This window comes from Pseudomonas sp. AC016 (assembly GCF_979253365.1).
The window spans coordinates 2,043,746-2,056,008 of record NZ_CEEDCC010000001.1 but is presented as its reverse complement, the minus strand read 5'-3'; the positions used below and the strand labels follow the sequence as shown (position 1 = coordinate 2,056,008).

The window sequence follows — 12,263 nt, the reverse complement described above, 5'->3', positions numbered from 1 at the left end:
AAAATATAAGGGCTGAACGTCGCGAATTTCAGCTCCTGAGGAAGTTTCTTACTTTTTTAAACGACTGTTCCGGCATAACACCGTTTTCTCCTATGTCATCTTTCGTCGGATGTTTATCGAGTCATCAGAATTCGATCAATACGCCCAAGGGAAAATGGCATGGCCGGCATCTGGACGAAAATAGTGACTGCCTTGCGGGGCGGCGAAAGCGAGGCGTCGAGCAGTATCGTGGCGCGACAGACGTTGCATATCCTTGATCAGGAAATCCGCAACGCCGAACAACACCTCGACGCCAGTCGCTCCAGTCTCGCAGGCCTGATGGCCAAGAGTCTTCATGCAACACGAAAGGTGACGCAGGCACGGGCAGAGGTCGCTTCACTGGTTCGCGACGCCGAGACAGCGCTTGAGGCCGATGACGAAGCGACTGCCCTTGAGGCTGCATCAAGGATCGGTCTGCTGGAAAAACGGATGGCCGAGGATGCCGGCATCGCGCAGGGCTATGCGACCGCCGTCAGCAGCCTGAGCGCAAGTCTGCGCGTCAGTGAGCAGAAGCTGTGGGCGCTCCGGCAGCAGGTCGAAATGGTGCGGACTACCGAGTTCGTGCAGCAGGCACAGGGCGGCTGGGCGGTATCCCGCGAGGAGTCGGCCGACAGGCTGCGAAGTGCCACGGATGCCTTGAACGACCTCAGGCAACGTCAACTGGAGACAGAAGCTCGGCGGCAGGTTCAGGAGGAGTCGAGCTTCGCCGATGCCGATCTTGAACAGCGATTGCTGGAAGCCGGGATCTCAATCGACACCTTCAGTGCGCAAACCGTATTGCAGCGAATCAAGACCCATCGCGAGCAGCAGTGCGCCTGATTCGAAAGGATGTCGACATGTACCATTTCATCGAAACAGCGTTGTCGTTCCCGGTGGTGATTTTCAGCCTGTTGCTGGCGATAACCATGATTTATTGGCTGATGGTGTGCCTGGGCATCCTTGACAGCGGTCCGGTCGATATCGACATGCAGGCTGTTTCAGCCTTCGACAGTGCCAGTGCCGAATCGGGTAAGGGCCTGGTCGCCCGGCTCGGTCTCACCGGCGTGCCTGCTTCCATCATCCTGACACTGATCAGTCTTTCTGGCTGGCTGGTCAGCTACTTCGGCCAGCTGCTTTTCATCGACCAGTTGTCACTCGGCTTTTTCTACTACCCCCTTGGGTTTGTCAGTGGGCTTTTGGCCCTCGCGGCCGCTTCGATCTTTACCCTGGTTACCCTTCGCCTTTTCAAACCTCTCATCAGAAAGATCAGAGGACCGGAACCGAAGCCGATCTGTGGGCAGGTGGCGGTCGTCACAAGCCAGACCGTGAACTGCAACAGCGGACGTGCACTGATGAGCGATGGCGGCGCAGGGCTGCTGCTTCAGGTTCGTACCTTCGGCACCCCCGAAATCAAACGCAATGACCGGGTGGTGCTTCTTCAATACCTCGCAGACGAGCATGCCTATCTCGTCGTCAGCGAGTCGGAATTCAAGGGCTGAGCCCATTATGGAGTCATACAGCATGCTGGACATGGCCATGCCATTTCTCATTATCCTCTGCGTCGCAGTTCTTGCCTTGGTCGCTTTGGCATTATTGATCAAGACCTTCTACGTCAAGGTTCCTCAGGGCACGGCGCTTATCGTCAACGATCTGTCCAGTCGCCCCAAGGTCTATTTCACCGGCGCCATGGTGCTGCCTTATCTCTACTTCATGGAGAAAATGAAGATCAGCGTCATCACGCTGGAGATCGATCGAAAAGGCAAGGGTGGACTGATCTGCCGGGACAACATGCGTGCCGATATCACCGTGGCCTTTTTTTTGCGGGTCAATGAAACCCGTGAAGACGTCCTCAAGGTCGCCAAGGCCATCGGTGTTCAGCGCGCCTCGGACAAGTCGGCCGTCAACGAGCTGTTCAATGCGAAGTTTTCCGAAGCACTGAAGACCGTTGGCAAGCAATTCGATTTTGTTGAGCTGTTCGAGGATCGCGTCCGTTTTCGCGATGAGATCGTCAACGTGATAGGTCAGGATCTTTCCGGGTATGTGCTTGAGGACGTGGCCATCGACTTCCTTGAGCAGACGCCCAAGGTTGACCTCGACCGCGACAATATTCTCGATGCCGAAGGCATTCGCAAGATTACCGAACTGACTTCCGTCCATAACGTCATCACCAACGAGCTGGAACGTGATCAGGCGCTGAAGATTCAGAAGAAGAACGTCGAAACCATCGAAGCAAGTCTGGCGCTGGAACGTCAGGAAGCGGATGCGCAGGCGCGGCAGAAGCGTGAAATCGCATCGGTGATCGCACGCGAGGAAGCCGAGACGCTCAAGGTTCAGTCCGAAGAGCATCTGCGAGCCGAGGAAGCCCGCATCGCCGCCGCGCAGCGCATCGATGTCGCTGCGGTCAATCATCAGCGTGAAGTGGATGTCGCAAACCAGAACAGCGAGCGCGTCGTCATGCTCGAGAAAGAAACCGTCATTCGCGCCCAGGCCCTGGCGCAGGTTGATCGCGAACGCGAAGTGTCGCTGAGCCGGATCGAGCGTGATCGTCAGCTTGAAGAAAAGCGTGGGGAGATTGCCAGCGTCACTCGCGAACGCGTCATCGTCGAAAAGACCGTCGCTCAGGAAGAAGAGGCCATCACCACATTACGTATGGTCGCCGATGCGGACCGCAAGAAAACCGTGGTTGTCACCGAAGCCCAGGCGCAGGCCGAGCGCGATCTGGTGTGCCTGGTCAAACAGGCCGAAGCGGACACAGTGGTGTCCGAATACCGCGCCAGGGAACTGGTGACGCTGGCCGATGCCGACTTGCGCAAGGCCGAACGTGAATCGCAGGCTGCGATCAAGCGAGCCGAGGGCGTACGTGCCGAGAAGGCAGCATCAGGACTGGCAGAGGCCGAGGTTCGCATGCAGATCGCAGAGGCCTCCGAGCGTGAAGGGCAGGCCGAGGCGCTGGTGCTGAAGCAGCGGCTGTTGTCTCAGGCAGAAGGTGATCGTGCCGTGGGTGAGTCCGATGCCGAGGTTCGGATACAGATCGCTGAAGCCATCGAGCGCGAGGGGTTGGCAGAAGCGGCCGTATTGAAGCAGCGCCTGTTGTCCCAGGCCGAGGGCGACAAGGCCATCGGCGAGTCCAGAGCCGCGACCATCCAGGACGTCGGCGCTGCCGAAGCCGAGGTTCTTCAGAAACGTTTCGAGGCAGAAGCGGCGGGACTGACCGAGAAGTTCGAGGCGATGCAGAAGTTGACGGGCGGTGCCCGCGAGCACGAAGAATTCCGTCTGGCTCTGCAGAATCAGCTCGATATCACCATGGCGAGCATCGCGGCCAACGAGAAGATTGCCGAGCAACAGGCCGAGGTGCTGTCCGCAGCCATGAGCAAGGCCAGCATCCAGTTCGTGGGCGGAGGGGATAACGGTGTGTTCGACGCCTTCGTGAAATCCCTTTCGGTCGGGAAAGCCATCGAAGGTCTGAACCAGAGCAGCCCACTTGCCGCTCAGGTCATTCAGACCGGACTCGGGATGCTCTCCAGAGTGGCCACCGAAAGAGCGTCGGACCGCCGTCCCGACGCTCAGTAATGCCCATGCCAGCGCCCGGTTCGTTTGCCGGGCGCTTCTTCACGACACTGACCTGCCCATCCGGATTGACCCATGTCCCAAGATCAGTTTGAAAACCCGACTCAGGAAGCGTCGAACACGGCGGTCACTGAAAGTGGGGCTTATGAGGTATTGCTCAAACGCCTGCAGGAACAGGGCGACAGCCTGTCTCGGCAGGTCGACACGCTCAACGCCCAGAGGCTTGAAGAGTTCGGGTGCAGCTCGATGGAGGTACTGGGACGTGCTCGGTTACGCACGGAAAACAGCTGCATTCCAAGAGGCATCGTGCGTGTCGGTCCCGATCTTCTATTCGGCTACAACGTGTCGCCCGGGCTCAATGCGGCAGCCCGAATCGACGATGTGTTTGCGCTGTTTCGCCTGAGCGAGGGCGAGCAGGGTTATGAAACCCACGCTATTGATCTGGACGGCACCTGGTTGGCCGATCCGGTGTTTCGCAGGGACTTCGAGGAGCTTTATACCTATTACCGCGACGCACGGTTGCTGGAGTTGTCAGTCTCTGAAAACCGCTTGCTGGCCAGTTTCCAATTCGGCGAACATCTCACGGATATCCGGGTTTTCCGCTGGTCGATGAGCGCGTCGGGCAACGAAGTACGCTACCTCGATAATCGCGGGGAGCGCGATATCGTTAACGAGCCACGTTACGATTTCGAATGGATTCAGGCGGGTCGGGAGATGATCGTCAACGATCAAACGCCCCGTATTACCATCCTGGAAAGCGTCCATATCCATCTGAATAACGGCGAGCTGGTCGTCAGGGGGGAGGGGCCGTCAGAAACAGGGCTTGAGTTGTACCGTGAGGCGCTCGCCGAAAAGAACCAGTCGCTGCCTGATGTACAGGTGGCCTTCGCCAGACTGGGCAATCTGATTCTCTTGAGTGTCCGGCCTTACAAGGAAGAGCAGTGCCGCTATCTGGTCTGCAATCTGAAGGCGCTTGCGCTGACCCGGATTGATGCGATTGGCCTGGCGTGTCAGCGCCTCCCCGACGACCACGGTATTGTTTTTCCGGGAGGTCTCTATCTTCAGAGTGGTGAGCACAGGCTGTTCGAGTCTGCGATGCAGGGCATGCTGTTCAAGCGTCTGCTGCGCTCGCCCAACGGTGAGGATTTTCTGTACATCTTCCATGACGCGGTCGAGGGGCGTTCGGCCCTGTTCACATACAACACCATCCGACGGCAGTTGCTGCCGCCCGTATTCGGTCATGGGTATGCGCGTCTCGAAGACGGACGCATGGTGATTTTCTCGGCTGAGGCCGAACCTGCCCGTAACCATCCTGTGCAGATCTGGCAGACCCCTTTCTTCACCGAGGATTACGCCACCGGTCAGCCGTCGAGCCATTCGTTTCTCGGCCGAATCGGCAATGCCGAATTGGTCCGCGGCATTTCCGACCTGTATGACCTTGCCAGAGAATCTGTCGCTACCAGCGCCACGGCGGCTCGTTTCAGCGCACTGGAACGGCAGGTTGCGCTTCTGTTCGACAAGTACCACTGGTTGATCCACGACAGCACGGCTTCGCTGGCATCGATACTGCGCAGCATTGCTGATACCGGCAGCTCGATTGCCGATGAGTTCGAGAAAGTCGAGCATTTGCGGGGCCACTCCACCCGATCGATGCAAGAGGCAAGGCAACGTCACGTTGCGCTCGCCAGTCAGTTGCGCCTGAATCGTTGCGAGGATATTCAGGGTTTTGTCGCTCGGCTGGATTCGATCACCGGCTTGCGCGGTCATCTCGTGACCCTCAAGGAACAGCGCTACATCGATCTGCCCGCCATAGAAGAAATGGAACAGAGTCTGCTGGTCGAGTTTGAACGCACCTCTGGCGATGCTGCCGATTTCATGTGCCAGGCCGAAGCACTCTTGCCCTATAGCCAGCAACTCGACGAGCTGGATCGCCAGGTTCAGGCTGCGGCGTCGGTGTTCGAACTGGAGCCGCCCCTGGAAAGCCTCGCAGCAATGGCGACCGCTCTGGACCTGTTGTCGGGGCTTGCCAGCTCGCTGGGCATCGAGGACGCGACGCAGCGCACCGGCATCGTCGAGTCCATCTCCAGCGTGTACGCGCGCATGAATCAATCCATGGCGCATGCTCGATCCCGTCGCAAGGCGCTGGTCTCGTCCGAGTCCACTGCGCAGTTTGCTGCACGGTTTCAGCTGATAGGCCAAAGTCTGACCCATGCCCTGTCGCTGGCGAACAGTCCCCAAGCGTGTGATGACCAACTGGCGAAATTGCTGATTCAACTGGATGAACTGGAAAGTCGTTTTGGTGAGCATGAGTCGTTTCTGAACGATGTCATGGGCAAGCGTGACGAGGTACTGGAGGCGTTCGAGCAGCACAGACAGACGCTGATCAATACCCACCAGCGCCAGACGCAGGGGCTCGCGGATGCGGCCAGTCGTATTCTGGACAGCCTGCCGCGTCGTCTTTCGGGCTGTCTGGACATCGACAGGCTGAACAGCTTTTTCGCCACTGACCCGCAGGTGCTCAAGCTTCGCGAGCTTTCTGATCGTCTGCGAATCCTCGAGGACAGCGTCAAGGCTGAGGACATCGAAGCACGACTGAAGGCCGCCCGCGATCAGGCGGTGCGGGAGCAGCGGGACAAGGCCGATCTGTTCGATGCCAGCGGTACGCTCTTGAAACTGGGGCCCAGACACCTGTTCAGTATCAACACCCAGGCACTGGACCTGACCCTTTTGCCCCGAGACGAGCACCTCTGGGTGCATATCACCGGCACTGACTTTTATGAGAGGCTCGACGACGAAGCCATCGCGTCGTTTCGCGCCTGCTTCCAAGCCAGCCTGGAGTCCGAGTCAGACAGCATCTATCGAAGCGAATACCTCGCCGGACAGGTGCTCGAGGCTGCGGCGCAGTCAGGTATCGACCTTTCGCAGATGACGTTTGAGCAACTGGAGCAGCACATCCGGCAGTTCTGCACACCGCTCTACAAACAAGGCTATGAAAGGGGCATCCATGACCATGATGCGGCCTTGATACTCCAGCAGGTGATGCCGTGCATGGCGGCGGCCGGTCTGTTGCACTTCAGTCCATCGGCAAGGGCGTTCGCATTGATTGCCTGGCACCTGCCAGGGACATTCGAGGCCAGAATGACGGATTTGCAGCGCCGGGCCCGGTCCTGCGCTGCGGTTCTCAGGTTGTTCAATCACCCGGATGGCATGATCGAGACTCGCAGGGACATTGCGCTGACGCTCGAGTCTTTCGCGGTGGCGACGGGTTTGCCGGTTTCATCCCTGGTCGTGTCGGAAAGCGCCGAGTACCTTGCGCACGTATTGACACAAGACCGTCCGGTTTTCGAAATCAGTGGGCATGGCTGGGACATTCTCGGTGCGCTCGAACGGCGTCTGGAGTCCGACGCGTGTGGAATGGAACTGAGCGATGCGGTGCAGGCGATGGCAAACGATCTGCGGGGACAATGGTTGCTCATCGGGCACTGGGTGATGGGCCTCTGCAGCGACTCCGGGCAGGAAGCGCTTGCTCACTTTGCGCCGGAAGCGACAGCCTTGCTTTTGCTGCGTTTCGCCGGCAAACCGACGCTACGGGTCAATACGTTTTCCGTGAACGTCCGCATTGACGGTCTTCTGGGAGAGCATCCGAGACTCGACTCTGGTTCCCTTGCGTTCTCACTGGATGATTTCTTCACGCGCCTGCGCACGCACCGTGAGCTTTTCATTCCCCAGATGCACCGCTATCAGTCGTGGCGACAATCGGTTCTGCGTCGTGAGCGTGAGGTGCTGCGCATCAACGATCTGCAGGCACGTCCTCTGACCTCTTTCGTTCGCAATCAGCTGATCAACGAGGTCTACCTGCCGCTGATCGCCGACAATCTGGCCAAGCAGATAGGTACCGCCGGGGAGGGCAAGCGCAGTGATCTGATGGGGCTGCTGATGCTCATTTCTCCGCCCGGTTACGGCAAGACCACACTGATCGAATACGTAGCGTTTCAATTGGGTATGGCGCTGGTCAAGATCAACGGGCCTGCCCTGGGCCATCGCACGAGTTCACTGGATCCTGCGCAAGCGATCGACGGGCCTGCGCGCATGGAGCTGGAAAAGCTCAACCTGGCGCTTGAAATGGGCAATAACGTCTGTCTGCTGATCGACGATATCCAGCACCTGTCACCCGAGTTTCTTCAGAAATTCATTTCGTTGTGCGACGGTTCCCGGCGTATCGAAAGCGTCTGGAAAGGTCAGACCCGAACCTGCGACCTGCGTGGCAAGAAGTTTTGCATCGTAATGGCGGGCAACCCTTACACGGAATCGGGCGAGCTGTTCAGGATCCCCGATATGCTGGTCAACCGCGCCGATGTCTACAACCTTGGCGAAGTGTCGGGCGGCAACGAAAGTGCTTTCGCCTTGAGTTACCTCGAAAATTGCATGACCTCCAATCCGGTCCTGGCACCTCTGGCCAACCGGGAAATGCGGGACTTTTACCTGTTGGCCGGGCACGCTCAGGGAAAGACGTTCAGCACCAGCGATCTGAGCCATGAATACAGCGGTGCAGAAATCACCGAACTGACTGAAACAATCCGCCGCCTGATCACGATTCGGGAGGTGTTGTTACGCGTCAATGCAGCCTACATCGACAGTGCCTCCCAGGCGGATGAGTACCGAACCGAACCACCGTTTCGTCTTCAGGGCAGCTATCGCAACATGAACAGGCTGGCGGAGAAAGTATCGGCGGTCATGAACGACGCAGAGGTCAACCAGTTGATTTCAGATCACTACCGTGGCGAGTCACAGCTGCTCACCCAGGGTGCCGAGGAAAATCTGCTCAAGCTGACCGAGCTGTGCGGACGGCTGACCGAAGAACAATTCACTCGCTGGGGGGAAATCAAAAAGGCGTTCGTTCGCAATCAGCGCATGGGCGGTGATGACAAGGATGTGGGCAACCGAATCGTCGCCCAGCTTAGCGATGCCGTTGAAGGCATTCGGGCCATTGCCGATCAGGGGCGCCGCGCTTAGACCAGATGCAAATGGTTGTCCCAGAAGCCGGTCGGAAGCTCCAGCGGCGTGGCCAGCAACTCCGGTTTGCGGCAGTCGTAGAAGCGGCAGCGGCCCTGGCCGGAGGTTACGACAAAGCCGTCAGCCACAGCACCGACGCCCGCGCAGTCGGGCAGCGGGGCGTCGAGTTTTACGGCACCGCTGTCCAGGTCCCAGATAAAGAACCGGTTGCCCCGAGGCGCGGTGAGCGCGACCAGGCGCAGGTCGCTGTGTACCGCGACACTGGCGGTGTAATGATTCATGGCGCGCAGTTGGTCTTCTGCGACCGGAAAGGGCTGGAAAGGCTGTCCTGGCCGCTTGATGGCCAGCAGCTCGGACAACTCGTGCGAGTCCCCCATGAATTGCTGTCCGGAAACAATGGTGCCGTCGCTGGCGATGCCCATGTGGCGCACGCTGTTCATCTGTTGAGACAGGGTTTCCTTGCTCAGCAGTGTGCCGTCGCGCTGCATCAGCACCAGGCTGGGCTGCATGGCATTGAGATTCATCTCGACGCGGCTTTCCGCCTCGGTACGAATGCCTCCGTTGGCCACCACCAGGGTTTCGCCGTCCGGCATCCAGGACACCTGATGCGGGCCGATTCCGTGGGTTGGAATCTCTGCCGAATGCACCAGTCGTTCATCGACGAATCGATACACGCCCAGCAGCCCGCGGCCGGGGTCGCGGGTATCGTTTTCGGTGGCGTATAACCATTCGCCGTCGCGGTGGATGACAGCATGGCCGTAGAAATGTCGATCGGGTAGAGAGGTGATGGTCTGCAGCAGGCTCCCGTCGCGTAAGTCGAGCAGGTAGCTTTCGGTGCCCGGACGCCGCGCAATGAACACCGCCAGCGGCAGGGAAGGGTGATTGATGATGTCGTGGCAGCGCTGGCCGACCTGAGTGACGAACACTTGCGTGCCGTCCAGTCGGTAACCGACCGCGAAATGCCGGCCTTCTGCATCGTCACGGGCAGACAACAGCAGCGGCCCTTGGTCTTTCTGCTTGAACAGGGTCCAGCCACCCAGCGTAAAAGCGCTGAGCAACAGACTGCCAACGGCCAGGACCTGACGTCGGAACATCATTTCACCCTCTCGATCAATCGCCGTCGTTGGCGTTGAAACCCAACTGAATGCCCAGCGCCTTGGCCAGTTCGCCTTCGTGCAGACGATGGACCGCGTTCAGGCTGTCGTAGAACGCATTGAGTTGCTGGCGTCCGGCTTCGGTCGCCAGCAAATCGGACAATGGCGGCTTGAGCTCCGCCAGCAGTTTGCGGCTGGCAGCGTAAGCCGCATCGATTTTGTCAGCCAGCGGTTTCTGCTCGGCGGGCAGCAGGCCGCGCAAGCCCTTGTTATCGACCCCGGTCCACACGGTTTCGGCACTCGCCAGACTGGCTTCCAGGCTGCTGAGCGACGCTTTACTGCGCCATGCATCAGCCTGGAAAGGCTGCGGCTGGCCTTTGCTCTGGCGACCCAATGGCGTACCGAGCTTTTTCTTGAGGCTGTCCAGCGCTGTCACCTGGACCCGCAGCAGCTCGGCAATGGCTTCGTGAGAGTCGGCGTAACGCTGATTCGGAAACTTGCTGAGCTGCGCGAGCATGCCGTCGTTGCTGTTCCAGCGGCTGAGAATTTCTTCGGCCAGGGTCTTCTGACGATCACCGATGGCCATCAGCAATGGACAGTACCGGGCCTTCTGCTCGGCATTGGCCATGTCGATTTCAGCGTCGAACAGAATGTATTCGTAAGCGGACAAGCCCTGGACCACGACACTGGCCTTGGACAGCTCTTCTGCGTTGATCTGCGGCTGGGCAGTCACCAGTTGCTCGACCTGACGTCCGACCAGGTTCTTTTTGTCCGGCCAGAACTGCACCTGCCAGGCGCGGTTGCCCTCGGCCAGCGGACCGATCAGCAACGGTTGCAGTTCAGCCCAGGTTTTCTGCGCTTTCAGGAAGTCCGCACGTGCCGTTGCCAGATCAGTCTTGCCCTGACAGAACGCCAGCGCACTGCTTGCCAGTTGACGGTCGGCATCCACCCAGCGGCTGTAAGTCGGCAGGATCACCTGTTTGGCGATAGCCGCAGACGTGACGGCCTGAGGGTCGGATGGCGAACAGGCACCCAAGGCGAGAGCCGCAAGGCTGGTCAGCAACAACTTGGGTCGGAACATGTCCGGCTCCTTATGCGTGAAAAAGAGGAAAAAATCACAATGAGTTTAGAAAGGCCAACAGCGCCTCGCGCTGTTCGGCGTTGAACGCCAATACCTGTCGCTGTGCCGCCTGGGCTTCGCCGCCGTGCCAGAGTATCGCCTCAAGGGCGTTACGCGCGCGACCGTCGTGCAGCATTTGCGTATGGCCATTGACCGCAGCGGTCAGGCCAAGCCCCCAGAGTGGCGGCGTGCGCCACTCGCGGCCGGTCGCCTGAAACTCGGTGCGATTATCGGCAAGTCCGTCGCCCATGTCATGCAACAGCAGATCGGTATAAGGCCGAATCTCCTGATTGGCGAGTTCAGGCTCGGCGGCGTCTGCCCGAGTCTTGAAAGACGGGACATGGCACTGTTGGCAGCCTGCCTGGAAAAACAGGTTCTTGCCCGTCAGCACCTGCGGGTCGTCGACGTTACGTCGCGCCGGAACACCCAGGTTACGCGTGTAGAACTCGACCAGCCGCAAAATGTTATCGCTGACCTCTGGCTCGCCGTCCGGACCGTTCCCGTTCGGTGCCGCCAGACAATCGGTCTGGGCCGGTGTGCAATCGTCGAAACGGCGCAGGCTGGTGGTCAGTCCCATGTCGCCGGAAAACGCGTGCACATTTTGCTGATTGAGGTTGGGTTGTCCGGCTTTCCAGCCAAAACGTCCCATGACGACTTTTTGCTGCGCGTCGTCCCAGACCCAGTTGGCCCGCCCCGAGATGCCGTCGCCATTCTTGTCGTCAGGGTCGGCGTTGGCCAGAACGGCTTCGTCCGCAATTGCCTCCAGCAGACCGAGGCCGATCATGGGCGGCGCAATCCTTGCCGAAACATGGGTCTCGGGATGCATGGGGCCGTAGCCCAGTTGGGTGATACGCAAGGTAGGCTGGCGCAGTTCGACGGCGGTGCCGTCCCGGAACTTGACCGTGAGCGCATCGTACTCCACGCGAACCTTGCCTTCTGGCGTGACGCCTGGATTTGCCATGTCCTGCAACTGACCGCCGTAGTTCGGTTCGGGCAGCACGCCGTTACGCTGTATCAGGTCTGCAAAGGCCGGATCGTCAGGAATCGACAGCCTGACCAGCATCGACACGGCATTGGTGTCTCCGGCTTCAGGCGGATGGCCGCGACCATCCTTGATGTGGCAGTTCTGGCACGCATTGGTATTGAACAATGGTCCCAGCCCGTCACGCGCGGTGGTGGTCGAGGGCGCAATGACCCAAGGGCTACGAAAGAAGCTGTTGCCCACGCTGAAGTCCAGGCGACGTACCGGCGACAGATTGGCCGACGGCAGGGAAAACGCATTCTGGTCACTTTTTTTGACGGTGGCACTGCCGCCAGACAGTGCTTCGCCCGGTTCGGCGTGCGTGAAACGCGGGGCGTCATCGCACGCGCTCACGACCAGAGTCGTGAGCAGCGCAAGAGACAGACGAAACCGCGTAGCCATACACATCCCAAAAAGAGGCGAAAATCAG

7 protein-coding genes are annotated in these 12,263 nt (G+C 59.2%); 4 read left to right on the top strand and 3 right to left on the bottom strand.

Features of this window, described 5'->3' with window-relative positions; genetic code table 11:
- Positions 1–159: 159 nt before the first annotated feature.
- The 4 genes from AC0IXS_RS09080 to AC0IXS_RS09065 all read left to right on the top strand — a co-directional run bounded on the left by AC0IXS_RS09080 (position 160) and on the right by AC0IXS_RS09065 (position 8,598).
- Positions 160–858, top strand: coding sequence for a PspA/IM30 family protein (locus AC0IXS_RS09080; RefSeq protein ID WP_471824431.1), 699 nt, complete (start codon positions 160–162; stop codon positions 856–858).
- 41 nt (positions 859–899) lie between these two features.
- Complete coding sequence (locus AC0IXS_RS09075) at positions 900–1,517, top strand: hypothetical protein (protein WP_137202298.1); 618 nt, start codon at positions 900–902, stop codon at positions 1,515–1,517.
- A 37-nt stretch (positions 1,518–1,554) separates the two neighbouring features.
- Complete coding sequence (locus AC0IXS_RS09070; RefSeq protein WP_235806221.1) at positions 1,555–3,588, top strand: flotillin family protein; 2,034 nt, start codon at positions 1,555–1,557, stop codon at positions 3,586–3,588.
- A 72-nt stretch (positions 3,589–3,660) separates the two neighbouring features.
- On the top strand, positions 3,661–8,598 hold the full coding sequence (locus AC0IXS_RS09065) for a DNA repair ATPase (RefSeq protein ID WP_471824430.1): 4,938 nt from the start codon (positions 3,661–3,663) through the stop codon (positions 8,596–8,598).
- Here the strand turns inward: AC0IXS_RS09065 and AC0IXS_RS09060 are convergent.
- From AC0IXS_RS09060 to AC0IXS_RS09050, 3 genes are read right to left on the bottom strand one after another with little or no spacing between them, the layout of a single operon-like run.
- Entirely contained in the window at positions 8,595–9,692 is a 1,098-nt protein-coding gene (locus AC0IXS_RS09060; protein WP_122669132.1) for a DUF1513 domain-containing protein, read from the bottom strand. The genes AC0IXS_RS09065 and AC0IXS_RS09060 overlap by 4 nt on opposite strands.
- Positions 9,693–9,708: 16 nt before the next feature.
- Positions 9,709–10,773: an imelysin family protein gene (locus AC0IXS_RS09055; RefSeq protein ID WP_004881463.1), complete on the bottom strand. Its 1,065-nt coding sequence runs from the start codon at positions 10,771–10,773 to the stop codon at positions 9,709–9,711.
- Positions 10,774–10,807: 34 nt separating this feature from the next.
- Complete coding sequence (locus tag AC0IXS_RS09050; protein WP_122420844.1) at positions 10,808–12,235, bottom strand: di-heme oxidoreductase family protein; 1,428 nt, start codon at positions 12,233–12,235, stop codon at positions 10,808–10,810.
- Between the last annotated feature and the right edge of the window lie 28 nt (positions 12,236–12,263).

Excerpts from the sequence above, each read along its gene's own strand:
- AC0IXS_RS09080 (WP_471824431.1), top strand. The coding sequence starts at position 160 with ATGGCCGGCATCTGGACGAAAATAGTGACTGCCTTGCGGGGCGGCGAA.
- AC0IXS_RS09070 (WP_235806221.1), top strand. The coding sequence starts at position 1,555 with ATGCCATTTCTCATTATCCTCTGCGTCGCAGTTCTTGCCTTGGTCGCT.
- AC0IXS_RS09065 (WP_471824430.1), top strand. The coding sequence starts at position 3,661 with ATGTCCCAAGATCAGTTTGAAAACCCGACTCAGGAAGCGTCGAACACG.
- AC0IXS_RS09060 (WP_122669132.1), bottom strand. The coding sequence starts at position 9,692 with ATGTTCCGACGTCAGGTCCTGGCCGTTGGCAGTCTGTTGCTCAGCGCT.
- AC0IXS_RS09055 (WP_004881463.1), bottom strand. The coding sequence starts at position 10,773 with ATGTTCCGACCCAAGTTGTTGCTGACCAGCCTTGCGGCTCTCGCCTTG.
- AC0IXS_RS09050 (WP_122420844.1), bottom strand. The coding sequence starts at position 12,235 with ATGGCTACGCGGTTTCGTCTGTCTCTTGCGCTGCTCACGACTCTGGTC.